A 16,738-nucleotide genomic window follows, 5' to 3' on the forward strand; every position below is an offset into this window, starting at 1 on the left:
ATGAGGAGTTTAGTGGTGGAGATGAACTCTTTGAAGAAGTAAACGGAGATAGCAAGGGTGACATCTTCGCGAACCGGGAACTGCTGAATATTGATCATGTCCCGGATGAAAACCGAATTGTCGGCCGAGATGAGCATATCTCTGAACTAGCAAACGAGATCGGTCCAGCTGTCACTGGAGTTCCACCGAACTCAGTTATCCTGTATGGAAAGACGGGATCTGGGAAATCACTCGTTGCTAATCACGTGATGGAGCGAGCACGGAAGGAAGCCCAGCGACGTGACCGGCAACTAGCAACAGTGACAGTTGATTGTGCCCAGTCGAGAGGTGAAGCTGATACCATCCAAACAATCGCAGATGCGATTAATCGACCATCATCAGGCGTTAAAGTCCCGACACGCGGTATTTCTACCAATGAGTACTACAACCGACTGTGGGAGATACTTGATACCGAATACGATGCTGCATTGATAGCGATGGACGAGGTTGACAGGCTTAGCGATGATGATATTCTCATGATACTGTCCCGGGCTCGTGAATCTGGGAAAGTAGATGTCCCCATTGGAATTATCTCGATTTCGAATAAGGTCAATTTCCGAGAACAGATGACCGAACGGGTCAAGAGTAGCCTGGGCCACAACGAAATGATATTTGATCCATACGATGGGGAACAGTTACGGCAAATCCTCGAAAACCGGAAAGATGCTTTTCAACAGGATGTTTTGACACTAGGCGTGATTCCAAAAACAGGTGCGCTGGCTGCACAGCGTCATGGTGATGCCCGGAAGGCGATTCGTTTGCTCCGGCATGCAGGTGACTATGCTAAGACAAACGGTATTGGTACCGTCAAGGAAGCACACCTTGAATTAGCTCAGGAACAGGCTGAAGTTGAACGACTCAAGGAACTCATCTCCGGGCTGCCACCACACAGCAAGTACGTTCTCTATGCGCTCGCGAATCTTACGGATGGAACGACGAACAGCGACGACTGGTTCCGGACAACTGTGATTTATGATGTGTATGAGGGAGTCTGTAAAACTGAGGCGACCGATACGCTATCGACAGACACCATTCGTGGCCTACTCAATGAGCTTGCGTTTCTCGAAATCACGGAATCGAATCAAGAACACGGCGGGATGGGAAAGGGGACGTACAAAGAACATCGCCTCCTTTGGGATCCGAATGTCGTGTTCAAAATGGATCCCGATTCAGCACACGAGGACACTGATTATTGACCTCTTCATGGGCTGACGGTGTGGAATTGTGTCTGTTCAGCCGCTAACTAACTCGGAACGAGGTGTGTGTCCCTGAGGTCAAGAACTGAACGTCTTGGTGAAGTAATCGTCACGTGTTTTCACCGGATCCACGGACACTGACAGCAGTGTTTCTCTCGTGGACGCACCCCACCGTATCAAGTGTTTTGAGTATTACCCAATTCCCTTAATTCTCGACCGACAGACACCAGATTTCCAGAGTCTTCTGCGAATAGATACACGCTCTCGCCCGTTTCTAATGGCCTTCAGATGGGACACGGTGGGAAAGGGACCTACATAGAGCATCGCTCTCTTTGGGAGTGTGATTAGTTCAGCACCAGGGCACGAATAACCAGAAAGCCCCCGCGCTATCGACTCTCGCGACTCGCTGTGCTCCTCGGTCGTTACACTCCCTGTGGTGCTTGCGTCGTCGTGGTTCGCCGATAGCCCGGCCCCTTTCAGTCCCACCCATACCGGTTGAACAGCCGGCTACGGGAGAGGATAGAAGGACGGTTGGCTGAACAACGGCAGATGATACACAGATGGTAGTAAGTCCCTCAAATTAAGCCAGTCGGGTTTGCTGGCCTACTGTTGAACTAAACACGAGTGGTCAATATCCTACGCAAGTCTCACCACACCTCTGCCCGCGAACTTACTTTTCTCGCCGATCTCACCACTCGTCAGCCGCTGCGGCCGTATACGCGTCCAGAGCGTCCTCGGCTACTTGATCCCAGTCAAACCGTTGTGCGCGCTGTCGCGGCTTCGTTGTGGGCTCTGCACCAGCCAGGACACGGTCCAGTACGTTGGCGACACCGTCGACAGTCGGGTCGGCCAGGAATCCAGCATCACCGATAACCTCACCGACCGCCGAGTCTGGATGATCTGCGCCGATGACTGTACAGCCCGCTGCCATTGCCTCCACAGCCGTGATCCCGAAGCCTTCACGCGTACTCGGTGTCGCGAAGATACTGGCCGTCTGCATCTGTGCCAGGACGTCGTCGTACTCCTCAAGGAAGCCGGTGAACTCTATGTGTTCTGCTACCGATAGCGAATGGGCTAAACTTTCGAGTTCCGAACGTTCGGGCCCGTCGCCGACGATGCCGAGTGTGGTCTCTTCTGGCGCGACTTTGTCGAACGCTCGCAGGAGGATATCGACGCGCTTGTCCTCGATTAACCGCCCTGCGAAGAGGACATCGAACCCATCCTCGGCGGGGGCCGTATCTCGAATCTGCTCGTAATCGATCCCGTTCGGAACAGTCCGAATATGTTCGCGTTCAGGACCGATGTCCCCCAGACGACCTGCGGTGAGTTCCGAGACAGCAATTGGGTGCTGTGGGATGCGGGCAGTTGCGTGCTCGACTCCCTTGCCAAACGGCGCTAGATGCCCGAGATATCCGTCCCAGTAATCCCCCCAGACTTCGTGCCAGGTTGTTACGAGCGGCGTGTCGGTACCGAGAACCCCGAGTTTGCTAGACAGGACCGGAAAATAGGGAAACACGGACGCGACGACGACATCGTGTTCGTCTACGTGGCGGCGCAGTGGAACGACCACGTCTTTTGCGAACTCTAGCGCTTCGCCGATTGACCGTCGTCCATCGTCATCCGTGTAGAGTTCGCGGTTTGGACTCACTGCCCGGAGTGTCATTCCCTCGTGCGTGATTTCTTTCGGCCCATCCCAGAAGTGGCGTCCGTAGACGGTTACGTCGTGGCCGTCGGCAGCTAAACGCCGGCCGATTTCGTGGATTCGCTTTTCGGCACCGCCAGTGACGAAAGGGTATATCACATTACTTATGAAACAGACATTCATACTGTGTTGCAAAATGGCTCATTGGGTGGCATATTGAAAACTCCGCTTCGACAACACGGACGAACTGGTTACAGTGTGGATTAGCGGCCCATACACGTGAGAGAGACCGGCCCGATTTTTCATGGCCTACCCGGATTCGGGAACACAGTTTCTTCCGTCTCCGGAAGAATAAAACCATCACGGCAAAAATGGTCGTTCACATGACTGATTCCCCGCGGAACATCATTCTGCTTTCTGCGGATGCACTCCGTGCGGACCATCTCTCCTGTTATGGGTATCATCGGGAGACGTCACCTGTTCTTGACGAGTTCGCCGAGGAGTCCATTCGCTTCGAGAACGCGTACAGTGCTAGTTCGCACACGCGGGAGGCAGTGCCGGCGCTGTTGACCGGGAAGTATCCCGATGTCGCAGTCGACTCGAAGTACCAGCTCGCCACGGAGACGATTGCATCGACGCTCTCTCAAGAAGGTTATGCGACAGCGGGGTTTCACTCAAACCCGTTCGTCTCGCGGGCCTACGGCTTTGACAAAGGTTTCGACCACTTCGATGACGATCTCCACCTGGGGCAGAACAAGCTAGTGGCACTGGCACAACGGGCCTTTGACAAATTACGCAATCGCCACTACGCCCGGGCTGAAGAGATCAACGAACGGTCGTTGGAGTGGCTTGATTCGCTAGATCAGGAGGAGCCGTTCTTCCTCTGGAACCACTACATGGACACCCACGGGCCGTATGAACCACCAGGTGAGTACGCAACACTGTATGCAGATAGAACGGTGTCTGATCGCGATGCACAGTCACTGTATCAGCGGGCCATTGACGACCCTGAATCGATTACTGATGAAGAGCGTCAGTTACTGATTGATCTGTATGATGCTGAAATCCGATATAACGACGAGCGTATCGGTGAGTTCATTGAAGAACTTGGAAGCAGAGACTTGCTCGAAAACTCATTACTTGTCGTAACGGCCGACCACGGTGATGCATTCGGTGAGCACGGCTACTACGAGCATCCACGCTTCTTGCAAGATGAAATCACACAAGTCCCTCTGTTCGTTCGAGAACCCGGAGAGACGGACAGAGCGGTATCCACGCCAGTAAGTACGTTAGATATCGTGAGTACATTCGAACATACTGCAGGGCTGGATATGGATTCTGAGCGCGTGTCGTTGCTAGACCAACTCGGAGATGACCGTACAGTGTTTCTCCAGGCTCGCGGCGAGGATGCGGACAGCCATATTCGACGATATGCGCTTCGGACTCGTGAGGGGGCCTGTTTCTGTGAACGTGACCGTGAGACAGGGGCGATTGACTTTGTAGAGTGTTCTGACCGCTCACTTCGCGATGAGTTAGAGGTACATGTAACTGATCGAGTTCGGAAGGAAAGTGGCGACGAGTCAACTGATGAGGATGAGGTGGATGAGGAAATCGAACGGCGGCTGAGTGCGCTGGGATACAAGGAGTGATACGATGAAAATCGCGATGCTGCAAGACGATTGGTGGCCTCGAACAGGCGGCGGTCCTGTTCACGTGAAGGAATTATCAGTCGCACTCGCGGAGAACTTCGGTCACGAAATCGACATCTACACCCGCGCACTCCAACAGGATGGAGACCACTACAAAGGAACAGAACAGTTTGCAGACGGTGCAGTAACGCTGCATCGACTCGGCCCCTGCACAGAGTATTGGAATCCCATCGGTCGTGTTGCTTCGATGGCGACACCACTCCCAAAACTCCTTACTGGGGACTACGATGTCATCCACGGCCACACATTTTTGCCTGCGATGCCGACTCGTCTCGGAAAGGCATTAACAGATGCAGCGACGGTATTCACTGTCCATGGAACCGCAATCACGTCCGGTGTTGGGCGAGACACGTCGAAACTCGCTGGTGCCAAACTACGTATCGAACGGCAGTTCGTCCTCGGGTTCGACTATGACCACGTGATTTCGGTCAACAACGAACACGTCGACCTGCTGGCTGATCATCATGCAAATGTAAGCTGTATCCCCAATGGCGTTGATCTGGACCGCTTTGCTGGAGATGTAGAGCGCGGATCAGATATCCTATTTTTGGGTCGTCTTGCACCCAAAAAGCGCGTTTCTGACCTCATTCGTGCTTTCGCACAGTTCGAGTCAGCGTTCCCGGAATCGGACTTAATTATCGTCGGAACTGGCCCCGAAAAGGGCGAACTAGTTGAACTCGCTGCCGAACTGAACGTGAGTGACCGGATATCATTCGAAGGTCGCGTTTCTGACGAAACAGTTACCAGACACTACGCGTCAGCAGGAGTCTTCGTGCTCCCATCTGTTTGGGAGGGGCATCCTCTAACGCTGCTGGAAGCTTGGGCTTCTGGTGCGCCAGTAATTGCAACCTCAGTAGAGGGAATCGAAGAGTTCGTCGACCATCGTGAAACAGGCTATCTCGTCCCACCGAAATCCCCCGATGAACTAGCTGAAGGGCTTCGATTTGCTCTGGAGAATCCCGACGAAGCCCGTGAATGGGGAGCAAACGCACGGGAGTTAGTTGAAGCCGACTACTCCTGGGACGGTGTCGCGGAGCGTACACACCAACTCTACACTGACATCGCCTGAATTTTTCTGAATTCTACTCCATGTACCCAAGGTCGGCCAGTCGATCTTCAACGTCGTCAGTTGGGCCACTTTCCGAGTCCGAGACTTCACGGTATTCACCAGCGATTTCATCCCAGTCGACCCGCTCGTCTGCCTCAAACGGACCTAACACTTCTCCGTCCGTTTCGGTGTCCACTGGCAATCCAAGTGCCGCTGCGACAGTTGGTGCTACGTCGTAGATCGAAGCACCTGTTTCAGAATCGATGTCCAGGTCTCGATTCGAGATGAGAATTCCCTTTGGCTTGTGGTTTTTGTGGGGATATCGACGGAAGGTGTCGACGATGGAACCGCTCACGTCGTACTGATAGTCCCGTGGAACAAGCAAAATGTCTGGTGCGTCTTCTAAATGCGACCCCTCATAGACTTCTTCACGGGGAAGCACTTCATCGAATACAAGGTTCCCGTCCGGGTCCCGAACCTGCGAGAGTTCGTTGATTAGTTCCTCTCGAACGTCATCATATTCTTCAGGGGACACCTGTCCGTTCGGTTCTCGGCCTTCAACGTTCAGATGAATCCCGAGACTATTAAAGAGAAGCTGGTAAGCGACTGAGTTCTCGTGGTCAACGACTTGGTTTTGAGCAGCTACTAGCGCATCCTCGGGAAGTAATCGCTCGACGGTTTTATCCAAGCCAACTGCGCCGAGCCCTTGATGAATTCGCCGTGGTGACAGACCCACCGCCGATAGCGCAGAAGCAGCAGTCCCAACAGCCGAAACAATGCTAGAGGACTCATTACTTCCGTTTTTACCCTTCAGCTCGTCTTTAGCTTGTCTGAAGTACTGTTCTTCTCCAGTTGTGGTTTCACAATAATCGTTCTCAGCGAGCCAAGAATTAACATAGAAAGTCCATTCGTAGTCGCCCATCCCGTGGTCAGAAGCGATAAACACATCTGCGTCATCCTTCTTGAGATCAATGATATCGCCCACGAAATTGTCAACGTTTTCAAGCACCTGTCGGATCTGATCTCGGTCATCAAGGTCGTGGAAGATTGAGTCGGTTACTTGGAACTGGACCGCGAGAAGGTCCCAGTCGTAGCGTTCGTCAAGAAAACGAGCCATATCGCGACGATGTCGGGCAACGTTTGTGTATTCTTTAACCGGATTATCGTCGGTTCCATAGGCAGGATAGATTTCGTACTGGCCGTACTCGGCCTCGTACTTTTTGCGGATTTCTGGTGGAGAAAACTCGACGTCCTCGGGTGCGAGATAGCCTGGAACGACTGCACCATTATCCAACTGGGAACCTGGGTGGGTGACCGGATAATTGATCACGAGTGAGACTTGATCGTTTGCGTCCGCAGCTTCAAACACGTAGGATGAGTCAACCTCAGGGCGGTCAATCAGCGATTTGTCGTAGCCCTCGTTGGTGAAAAAATCGAAGACACCGTGGCTAGCTGGGTTGCGGCCGGAGAGAAGGGAGGGCCACGCACAAGGGGTCCACGGGGGGTTAGTACTATTCAGGCTACACGAGATTCCTTGACTACAGAATTGATTCAAATTTGAAAGAGATTTTTCGTTAATCCAAGGGTTGATCTGCGACCAGTCTAATCCATCAAGTCCAATAAGTATGACTGGATCAGAATCCATCTTGGTCTTCCCCTAATCCTACTAAGTAAAATATTTTAGCATTCTGAATTGAATCCCGTCCGAATCAAAAACTGTCATTTGGTATGGTCAGCAGAGTGGATTACATATAACAGTTTTTATAATTTATTCGCGCCAAACCGACAATATTTCATCGCCATCACCGGATTCAGCAAGTATTCATAATCACAAAGGATATATTGAGGGAACATCCTGTAATATGTATGAGAATTGGGGTAAACGCTAGAACATTCTCTACCGAGGAACCAGGCGGAGCTGTGCAAGCAGCTAAATCTCTTACCGAAAAACTGGTTTCGGATCCTGAAGTAGATGTAGTTCTATTTGGGAATGAAAAGGTGACAGAAGAATTCGGTCATGTCCCTCTCGATTCCAGATACTATATACAATCTTCGAGAGAATTCGGAGTGATTTGGGAGCGGTTGATGTTACCGAATTTAATTAAGAACCATGATTTAGATATCTTGTTTTGTCCTAATGGTAATGCACCAATGATTTCAACAGAGATTCCTGTAATAACATGGATCCATGATGTTGGTGCACAGAAAGGATGGATGGATCCAATACACAGATTATACCGGAATATTTCTCTACCTCGAACTGTATCTGTTTCGGATCGAATTGTAACAACTTCAGAGTTTACAAAGAGGGAAATACAGGAGGAATTAAAAGCCCCATCAGATAAAATTGATATTATATACAATGGTATCGATAAATTCTATCTGGAGGCTAGCAAAGGAGAAAGCATTGGCATCCCTGAGAAATACCTATTGTTTGTCACTTCGTCAATGGAGCTGGGGACGAGAAAGAACTTAGACACTGTAATTGAAGCATTTGAAATATTGAAACAGGAGCACGACACAAATCATAAACTTATTTTAGTGGGTGGAGAAAATGAAGAAATATACAACAATACTTCAGTGTCCCGTGATGATATTAAAATGATGGGGTACATCTCCAAGCCAAATTTAAAATATATGTATAGCAATGCGGATGTGTTTTTGTTCCCATCATTGCATGAAGGGTTTGGTCTACCACCATTAGAAGCTATGGCTTGTGGTACACCAATTATAACCTCAAATGTTGCGTCAATGCCAGAAGTATTAGATGGAGGTGGTATCCTAATTGACCCTGAGGATCCCTTAGAAATGGTCGAAGAAATCATTAAATTGCAAGATACAAAATATAGAAGAGATATACTTAACGGACAACAGGGAATTCCGGAAAGGTTTACATGGGAAAGTACCAAAAATAGGTTTATTTCCACAGTTAACAAAGTAATTGATGATGAAATAGATAGTGGGTCATCATAATGAATCTTCTAGTAATAACTAGGGAGTACCCTCCACATATACTAGGTGGGATATCCCACCATTTATATAATCTTTATACTAGGTTATCTAACCTAGGTCATAATATTACTATTTTAGCAGGTAAATGTAAAGAAGCTAGGACAGTGACAGATTATTCCCATCCAGAGACAATTGATATAGAATGGATACCCTATTCAACACTAACCGCACATCATCTACACTTCCCTATCTTGGTTTGGAATAGACTTAAAAAATGGGATATCTCAAAATTCGATATAGCACTAACACACACTGAGATACCATTTTCATTAGATATTCCTGTAGTTGCAAAGTACCATGATGCAAAACAAGAAGAGAGAAAGTACCTTCGACAAGGACGGTCATGGGTAATTTCACTATTAGATTACATTGTTAATCCAACTAGACGAGTAGTAGATCAATATTCGCTTAAAAATGCCGATAAAATAATATTTAACAGTAAACTAACTAGAAGCCACTGGGATAAGCACTATGGCGTTGATGTTGATAGCAAAATAATCTATAACGGTGTAGACACAGATATATTCTATCCACGAGAAATTGAGATGGGACAGGACTTTTTCTTATTTGTGGGAACAGGGGAAAGGAAAGGGTTACCTGCAATTAAAAGATTTGCTCGAGAATCAAATCAAACCGTTTATGTGATTGGTAGTTCCGATGTCAGCGGAAAGAATATCAAATCAGTTGGTAAAATTGATCAAGAAAGACTTGCTGAATATTATTCTGCTGCAAAAGCAACTATTCATCCAGCTGAATTTGAAGCGTTTGGTAACGTGATACTCGAATCACTTGCTTGTGGTACGCCTGTTATTGTAAGTCCCTCATGTGGTGCCGCTGAGATTATTAGCGATAGTTGTGGATACGTTACTAACGAAATAGAAGGTGCTGTAACTAATATTGAAAATATTGATTCGGAGGATTGTATCAGGGTTGCTCGTGAATATACATGGAATACTGTTGCTGTAAGAACAGAATCAGTGATTGAGGAAGCATATAATGGATAAATATAAATCGAGTGTCAATTTGGCAATCATACCCAGTAAGATCTATATTATAATATTTGCCATGACACTGTGTGTTTCGTCTGTCATCTTCTTTATTCCAAAAATCATAGTCCCCCAGTATTTTGGATATCTTCTCCTGATCATATTGTTTATTATACCACTTTTTTATGCAACGATTGGCGACAATAGTCTAAGTATCTATCTGTTCTTTATCGGAAGTGTTTCTACGTATTTGTTTTTGATAGCCGTTGATCCCGTCGAATATGGGTTATTTGGACATGATCCTTATTCATTTACCCTTCCAGCTCATCAGATAATGATATCAAATAAACCACCAATTTTCGAATTTATAAACTTGACCGAATCATGGCCGGCTTTCTATTCGCTAACTACCATTTTAGTACAAATCACACAGATAGAAACTATTGTAATGGCTAAGTATATTCCACTAATCGGCGCTACAATACCGCTCTTATTTTTTATTACTCTGCGAAATCTTATGACCGATAAAATAGCATTTGTCGCAGCACTAGGTTTCACAAGTACTCGGACATTACCACTGTTTGAAGCCAAATTCATTGATGAAACACTTGCAGTGGTTCTATTTTTCAATCTTATTCTTGTTTTTTCTATAGAGTACATCTTAGTTGATGGCTTTCAACTAGGAATACAGATTACAGGCCTTCTACTATTATTCACAATAATATTGACACATCCAATAATATCTTTACTATCTATTATGTTTATATTCATATGGAGTGGATCTACGAAGATATTAGCACTTGACTTAGTCCCAAACCGATACAAATCAATTGATCAGAATGTGATGAGTCCAACAATAATGTATGGAATAATTGGGGCATGTCTCTTCGCTATAGTGGCTATTAATTCTGACTTGACTGTAGATTCCATTGTATCTTTGATCGTATCCGCACAAACTGGATCTGGCCAGGAGGTTCCAGGTCCTACAACTGGTCAAACTATTCGGAATTTAATTTCTGCATCTGCTATTGTTGTGTTATTGATTTTTTCAGCAATAACCGCATATGGATTCCTATCCTCAAATAATTATCAACCATGGGTGAACTCATGGGCTATTTTCGCAGGGATAATTGGTTTAATATATGCCAGCTCACTTATTTTAGGGCGCCTCATTCCACTTGATCCAATTCGTCTTTTGATTATTTTCATACCAATATTAATAGCAGTAAGTATATTTATATTACATGAATCCAAAACCACTTATTCGACATTATTTTTAGATACTATAACGAATATATTAATAATTTCCCTGATAGTTACACAAGTTGCTGCAATAGGTCCACATGTGTTATATTCTGACCCCAGTGGAACTAATTTACAAGAAGGGCACTATACGAAGGAACAGTTTACTGCAAGTGAATGGGCCAATAATTATAATGATCTACAAATCGTAAGTTATGAAGGGGGGCTTTATGTGAGTAGAGGGACTGAAAGAGTAACCTCTTATCAAAGCATGTCATCAAAATGCAACAACAGACTATACAGCTGGCGGGAGGAAAGTGGTCAAGCAATCCCTGTAAATAACAACTTGATATATACATCAGGTGGAGTGAAACTATCATTGTGCAATCTTCATGATGAAAGTTAGTTTAATTCCCCCCCCCCCAGTTGATAATTAACAACATCCTGTTTTAATTAAGATTAAAGGGGAGATATTCTAATAATCTATGTTGAGACCTCCTACCTCAGTCGACATGGCAGTTAGATTGAAATAACCGTTGTGGGGAGCGAGGGGACACCGATTAACTAATCGAAGTCGGCATTTGACTCATCTGGCCGAATTGTTAGTTCGAATACTACCTCAAAATTGAGAAGTCGGGTTCAAGGGCATGTCTAGTTCAGAATCTCCTCATCTGGGGTTCGTCAATCGGTACTTGGGTGGGTAGCTCGTGGTTGTAGTGTTGTTTGAAGCGTCGTAGCCACTGTTTCACGCTGTATTGTCAGCCCTACCAAAACATGTGAAAGAGGTCAGTTCGCCTGGTCACAGTTTAGAACCCTTTTTCGATGTGGTTCCGGATCCGATAGTCGAGCCGGCCGCTTAAATCGTAACAGGCGAGGGCAGTCAATAGACGCCAGCATCTACGAAAAGCTCTGTCTCGGCGATAACGTGTTTTTTCGTGCGTCGTTGCAGGAACGCCGCCGCGGGGTCAGTCCCGCGGCTGCTGAACATATAAACTTCAAGCAACAGCTTTGATTCGGTATCAACAGCGGCGTACAGCAACTTTTCTCGCCGTCTACATCGATTTGTTCATCATTGACCGCGAGCCACGATGTCGACCAGCGGCGTTCAGTGGCCAGTTCGCGGGCTGCATCAGCCACAACTACCGAATACGATGACCCTCGCCTGCTGTTGGTGAAGAATAGCTCCAGCTTTTCATCCAACGATTTTCCTGTTTTCTTGTCTAATCGGCTTGGCGGTCGGAAATACTATGTCGCTAACGGTGATTTTTCTAGTCAGCAGAATCCCTATAGTAAACACCACCCAATAAGACAACAATAATATATATGAGATTCAGATATACACTAGCATGAAGGTGCTCTATTTCGTTGGAGAATTCCCAAAACTTTCGGAGAGTTTCATCTTAAATGAACTATATGAGCTCCAGAAACGAGGGCATGAAGTCTCAGTCTTCTCTACGACAAGGCCTAGTGAAGAAGTTGCTCATGAAGAGGTGACTGAATTAAATCTTTCTGTCCATTATGCCAATAAACCATCACTCAGTTCGTTACCGAATCTTTTCTCAAGGAATGTTCTAAACTCGACAGTACTTCAACAAGCAACTTTCATTGACAGTCCATTCTACCACGCGAACTGTTTGCATCTCGGAAAGCAGCTTATTGATGCGGTAAAAGAGGAAAAAGGAGTAAATCTAATACACGCACACTTTGCAGAGCCAAATCGTCTCGCGGCTACATATGCAGCAGATTATTTCGATATTCCATCTACAGTTACAGCACATGCCGCTGAAATTTTTTCTGATCCTAATATCCGACGATTACAACGGGTTTGTTCTCGTTTCAGTCACGTAATTGTTCCGTCGGAGTACAATAAGCAATATCTTCACGAAAAAATTGGAGCCAATTCTAAAATGTCAGTTGTTCCGGCAACGACTGACGTCGGAAAGTTCGAACCCTCAAAGGAATGTGTGTCAGGTCGACTCTTGACTGTAGCGCGGCTCGTTGAAAAGAAAGGGTACGAATATGCTATAGACGCAGTATCTAAACTCGTCAATCAGGGTTACGACGTGGAGTATCACATTATCGGTACTGGCGAGCGTGAAAATGTTCTTCACGAGCGTGTCCACGATCGTGGTGTCGAAGACTACATCAAGTTCTTGGGGCACGTTTCAGACAAGAGACTACAGTCTGAGCTACACGAAGCGGAACTGTTCGTGCTTCCGTGTGTCATCGCTGCGGACGGTGATCGAGATGTCGCACCGGTAGCATTGAAAGAGGCTATGGCGACTCAAACAGCGTGTGTCTCCACATCAACCTCCGCAATCCCCGAGCTAATAACGGACGGACACGATGGTATTCTAGTCGAACCAAACGACTCAAAGGCTGTCGCAAACGCTGTGGCATCTCTGCTGGACGACCCGAGTCGCCGCGATAAAATCGCGGCTAACGGGCGTAAAACTGTCGAAGAAAAGTTTGATATCTCACAGACTGTCGATAAACTCTTGAATGTCTTCCAGTCCTGTATAGAGTCTCACGATAGTCGTAGGACGACAGTCGTCGGCGGTGACTAAGATAGATACTTTCTAGCGCGCTTCAAGTAGGGCTGTGCCGGCTGGGTAGGCACGTACCCGGCCGTAATGTTGATACCGAGGAACAGAACCAATCCCAGTGGGGGGAACACGAGCAATGAAATCCACGGAGAGAGATCAATGATTCTGACAATTCCAAACAAAAGAGTTGCGAAGACTCCCTGCGTCATCGCGAGTTTGCCGGCCCACCTCAGCGGAACTACATCGAACGGAGAGTACTTCCAGAGAGTGACATTCCCGACGAATATAGCGACATAAGACAGTCCAGTTCCGATTCCCGCTCCGATAATGCCGTATCGGGGGATGAGGGTAATATTCAATACAAGATTTATAACTAATCCAAGGACAGTGATAAGCTCCGAGGGACGAACCCACCCTGTCGCGTGTAACACTGGAGTGACAACGCGTGTGGTTCCAAGAAAGAACGTCCCGAAGATGAGTATTTGCAAGGTCATTTTTGCTCCAGCATAGTCGGGACCAAAGTACAGGTTAAGAAATGGACCTGCAAGCGCAAATAGTCCAGCTCCAAACAAAGTTAATGACAGTACAGCGTATTTGATCCCGGTCTGTAGCCTTTGATTGATCTGATCAGTTTTTCCATCGGACCAGAGACTTGCAGTGTGTTGTAGGAACGCGAGTTGAATCGCGGACGGGACGAACCAGATCATTTCGGCAGGCACTATTGCACTTTGATAGAGAGCAGTTGGCGTCGATCCTTGGAAGAACTCAACGAGAAGAATGTCTGATTTGTACAACAGCGTAGCGCTGACCCCACCAATCAATTGATAACCGCCAAATGATGCGATTTGCCCACCGTATTCGCTGATTGGTATATCTGTAGACAGGCGGTACGATGTATACTTTACCAACAAGAGCATCCCTACCGCCGCTAAAAGAACGAATGACAGAGCGTATCCAACGACCACACCAAAGACATCGTATCCAAGGTACGCAAGTAGTAGTGCGAGAACGGTGTACGACAATCGACGGCCGATTTGTAGGATTTCAGCAATCGATTCTCGCTGGAGGCCATAGAAGGAGCCCTTAACAATATTAAATAGGTTGCCGAAGAGAATCACAACAACTAGCGGTAGAGTGTACGCACTGTATTTTGAAGGGACAAAATTAAAATGAACACTGAGTAGTACGATGAATACCGCCATTAAGCTATAACTCACACTCAAGAAAAGAGAGACTGAAATTACTGACGAGACTTTGCCCGCGTCCTCACTGTATTCGGCGACCGTTTTTCTTGCAGCATCGAATAATCCTCCTTTAGACAGGAGTGTTACAATACTGAACGCCGCCAGAACGCTCGCAAAGATACCATATTGATTCTGAGAAACAATACGGACGAGAAGTGGAGTGAATACCAAGCTGATTAAAATACCTACTACTTTTCCAGAAAAAATGGACAGGACTGAACGCAGTAGTGATGACATGATATCGGAAAGTATCGTAGGTCTACCAATACTTAGTTTGAACGGATCACACTAGGGTGTGGTTCCCGTGTCTCAACTGAATCCGTTTTATGACATTTTCCGGAGAGCTATCTTGAAGTTTTTCCGTGCTGCTGCTCGTAACTGTTCTACATTAGATACTTCTTCGAAATCTACAATAATTTCCTTGTGCGGCTTATAATAGGAGACATCAAGCCGCTTAGCCACCTGTTCTACTTTCGGTTCGTATGCAATTGGCAACACTGGCTTCCCACAGATAGCTGCGAAGATTAGAGAGTGATACCGAGTTGCAACCATCCGTTCAACTTCGGATACTCGGCTGAGCGTTTTTTGCACAGAGAATTTGTAATCGTAGGTCGGAATATCTAGGAACTCTCTAGCGAATTCTTCATCTTTGGGCGTGAACGGTATGAATACTGGGTCCTCAATTTGATTACATATCCGCCTAGCGTTATCAATGTACGTTGTCGTGGCACCCTCAATGTCGTCGTATCCGAAGTACTCTTTGAGAGCAGAATCAGACATATCCCCCTTCTCGTCAAAGTAGGGACGGAAGTTCACACCGGTACGACCTCTTGTTTCGGCCTGCGAATCTTCATAGAGAAACACTGGACAAGCGGTAACGGTTACATCCGCATCACAGACTGCTTCGATATTTTCTTTTGACCACTCGTCGCGTACGGTAATAGCATCCATCTCCGGGAGTACTTGTGATACTAGCGACTGTGCTTTCTCTGATTGGAACCCCGGTGCCCCGACTCCGAGAATCAATTTCTTCTCACCGCTGTTCACGTAGTTCAGACGCTTTTCTAAATGGTCTGTTCCGTACCAATCATGAAGGACTCCCCCACCACCTAGGACTCGCGTCCGAGCCTTGCTGTTGGTTGTCCGTTTCCCGAATAACCTTGTTTGATAGCCTTGCTGTGTGAACTGTGATTTGAATTGTTCTCCAAGTGCTCTATCCCCAATGTTCCCCGTTTCGTAGCTCCCTTGGACACCAACTTCGTGGGGTACCCGACGCTTGACTTGGTTCCGAGATTCGTTCCAAAGAAACTGAACCGCAGCAAAGGGATCTTGTACTGCTTTCCTAAGCGAATCTCTTGCATACATAGTAATGTGCTATGGGTAGGTGTTATTAATGTTCACGAAATAACGGTTTCTATGTTTTTGTTTTTCCGGGAAATCGGGTTGTAAATGGGGCTACTCAGATAGATACGAAGCGGTGAGTGCCTGTACAAGACTCCGCAACGTTCAGGCAAATCTGATCGATGACTTTCGTAGCATGACGACACAAGACAAGCTGGCACTGATAGGATTACTCGTTCTGGAATTCAAAGGTGAAGCGCCGGCTTGGACGAAAGAGACCTATGAACAATACTGTACTGTGACCGAAATGATCGAGGCGGATACGTACACACAGCGTCGGATGTATGCGCACTTACAGGCCATGGTCACTCATAGATTCGCAGACTCCCAAGAGATCAATAAAGGTCACCGACAGGGTCGGCATCTTGAATTCAAGCTCGCCATCGGGATTGAGGAAGCACTTGATGCACTGGAGCAGGAATCTCGCTTTTCGAGTATCTCCGAGACACTGTACAATATCCGCTCAGGGCGGTAGTGTATCCACCAAGGGTCGCTCGTGACGGACGGGGTGACAACATCTCCCGTCCTACAGAGCGCTCGTGACGGATGGGGTATGTCTGGTAGAACAAATCCTCAGACTGCGCGGCCGAGCGCTCATGACGAACGGGGTGTCTGTGCCCACAGCGTGCAGGTTCAACCACCAGCCCTCTATCGATAACCGACTCTACCCCAC

General features: G+C 47.1%; 12 protein-coding genes and 1 pseudogene. 8 read left to right on the top strand and 5 right to left on the bottom strand.

What is annotated here, in order from left to right; translation table 11 throughout:
- Positions 1–1,235, top strand: a 1,235-nt coding sequence (locus C437_RS06525; protein ID WP_049919655.1) for an orc1/cdc6 family replication initiation protein, incomplete at its 5' end; no start/stop codon positions are given.
- 688 nt (positions 1,236–1,923) lie between these two features.
- On the opposite strand, the gene C437_RS06530 is transcribed toward C437_RS06525, so the two are convergent.
- On the bottom strand, positions 1,924–3,060 hold the full coding sequence (locus tag C437_RS06530) for a glycosyltransferase family 4 protein (protein WP_049919652.1): 1,137 nt from the start codon (positions 3,058–3,060) through the stop codon (positions 1,924–1,926).
- Between the two features lie 200 nt (positions 3,061–3,260).
- On the opposite strand from C437_RS06530, the gene C437_RS06535 reads away from it, so the two are divergent.
- Positions 3,261–4,526: a sulfatase gene (locus tag C437_RS06535; RefSeq protein WP_049919653.1), complete on the top strand. Its 1,266-nt coding sequence runs from the start codon at positions 3,261–3,263 to the stop codon at positions 4,524–4,526.
- 4 nt (positions 4,527–4,530) lie between these two features.
- Positions 4,531–5,655, top strand: a complete 1,125-nt coding sequence (locus C437_RS06540; RefSeq protein ID WP_004516122.1) for a glycosyltransferase family 4 protein — start codon at positions 4,531–4,533, stop codon at positions 5,653–5,655.
- A gap of 13 nt (positions 5,656–5,668) precedes the next feature.
- Here the strand turns inward: C437_RS06540 and C437_RS06545 are convergent, their stop codons facing one another.
- Complete coding sequence (locus C437_RS06545) at positions 5,669–7,279, bottom strand: alkaline phosphatase family protein (protein WP_074654997.1); 1,611 nt, start codon at positions 7,277–7,279, stop codon at positions 5,669–5,671.
- A gap of 221 nt (positions 7,280–7,500) precedes the next feature.
- Here C437_RS06545 and C437_RS19780 point away from each other — a divergent pair, with 221 nt between their 5' ends.
- The 3 genes from C437_RS19780 to C437_RS20125 all read left to right on the top strand — a co-directional run bounded on the left by C437_RS19780 (position 7,501) and on the right by C437_RS20125 (position 11,280).
- Positions 7,501–8,607, top strand: coding sequence for a glycosyltransferase family 4 protein (locus C437_RS19780; protein WP_074654995.1), 1,107 nt, complete (start codon positions 7,501–7,503; stop codon positions 8,605–8,607).
- A complete protein-coding gene (locus C437_RS06550) occupies positions 8,607–9,650 on the top strand; it encodes a glycosyltransferase family 4 protein (RefSeq protein WP_004516125.1) in 1,044 nt (347 codons plus the stop codon). The genes C437_RS19780 and C437_RS06550 overlap by 1 nt, the downstream gene beginning before the upstream one ends.
- Before the next feature lie 430 nt (positions 9,651–10,080).
- Entirely contained in the window at positions 10,081–11,280 is a 1,200-nt protein-coding gene (locus tag C437_RS20125; RefSeq protein ID WP_139175340.1) for a hypothetical protein, read from the top strand.
- Between the two features lie 245 nt (positions 11,281–11,525).
- On the opposite strand, the pseudogene C437_RS20900 reads toward C437_RS20125, so the two are convergent.
- Positions 11,526–11,969 (bottom strand): annotated as a pseudogene (locus C437_RS20900) (IS6 family transposase); the annotation flags it as partial.
- 251 nt (positions 11,970–12,220) lie between these two features.
- On the opposite strand from C437_RS20900, the gene C437_RS06555 reads away from it, so the two are divergent.
- On the top strand, positions 12,221–13,441 hold the full coding sequence (locus C437_RS06555; RefSeq protein ID WP_049919654.1) for a glycosyltransferase: 1,221 nt from the start codon (positions 12,221–12,223) through the stop codon (positions 13,439–13,441).
- On the opposite strand, the gene C437_RS06560 is transcribed toward C437_RS06555, so the two are convergent.
- Entirely contained in the window at positions 13,438–14,901 is a 1,464-nt protein-coding gene (locus C437_RS06560; RefSeq protein WP_074654993.1) for an oligosaccharide flippase family protein, read from the bottom strand. The two genes, C437_RS06555 and C437_RS06560, sit on opposite strands and share 4 nt — an antisense overlap.
- An 87-nt stretch (positions 14,902–14,988) precedes the next feature.
- Positions 14,989–16,029, bottom strand: a complete 1,041-nt coding sequence (locus C437_RS06565; protein ID WP_079992077.1) for a polysaccharide pyruvyl transferase family protein — start codon at positions 16,027–16,029, stop codon at positions 14,989–14,991.
- 172 nt (positions 16,030–16,201) lie between these two features.
- Here C437_RS06565 and C437_RS06570 point away from each other — a divergent pair, with 172 nt between their 5' ends.
- Complete coding sequence (locus C437_RS06570) at positions 16,202–16,540, top strand: Cdc6/Cdc18 family protein (RefSeq protein WP_004516130.1); 339 nt, start codon at positions 16,202–16,204, stop codon at positions 16,538–16,540.
- Positions 16,541–16,738 lie beyond the last annotated feature (198 nt).

Origin of the sequence: Haloarcula vallismortis ATCC 29715, from assembly GCF_000337775.1 — an archaeon.
GTDB lineage: Archaea > Halobacteriota > Halobacteria > Halobacteriales > Haloarculaceae > Haloarcula > Haloarcula vallismortis.

Excerpts from the sequence above, each read along its gene's own strand:
- C437_RS06530 (WP_049919652.1), bottom strand. The coding sequence starts at position 3,060 with ATGAATGTCTGTTTCATAAGTAATGTGATATACCCTTTCGTCACTGGC.
- C437_RS06535 (WP_049919653.1), top strand. The coding sequence starts at position 3,261 with ATGACTGATTCCCCGCGGAACATCATTCTGCTTTCTGCGGATGCACTC.
- C437_RS06540 (WP_004516122.1), top strand. The coding sequence starts at position 4,531 with ATGAAAATCGCGATGCTGCAAGACGATTGGTGGCCTCGAACAGGCGGC.
- C437_RS06545 (WP_074654997.1), bottom strand. The coding sequence starts at position 7,279 with ATGGATTCTGATCCAGTCATACTTATTGGACTTGATGGATTAGACTGG.
- C437_RS19780 (WP_074654995.1), top strand. The coding sequence starts at position 7,501 with ATGAGAATTGGGGTAAACGCTAGAACATTCTCTACCGAGGAACCAGGC.
- C437_RS06550 (WP_004516125.1), top strand. The coding sequence starts at position 8,607 with ATGAATCTTCTAGTAATAACTAGGGAGTACCCTCCACATATACTAGGT.
- C437_RS20125 (WP_139175340.1), top strand. The coding sequence starts at position 10,081 with ATGGCTAAGTATATTCCACTAATCGGCGCTACAATACCGCTCTTATTT.
- C437_RS06555 (WP_049919654.1), top strand. The coding sequence starts at position 12,221 with ATGAAGGTGCTCTATTTCGTTGGAGAATTCCCAAAACTTTCGGAGAGT.
- C437_RS06560 (WP_074654993.1), bottom strand. The coding sequence starts at position 14,901 with ATGTCATCACTACTGCGTTCAGTCCTGTCCATTTTTTCTGGAAAAGTA.
- C437_RS06565 (WP_079992077.1), bottom strand. The coding sequence starts at position 16,029 with ATGTATGCAAGAGATTCGCTTAGGAAAGCAGTACAAGATCCCTTTGCT.
- C437_RS06570 (WP_004516130.1), top strand. The coding sequence starts at position 16,202 with ATGACGACACAAGACAAGCTGGCACTGATAGGATTACTCGTTCTGGAA.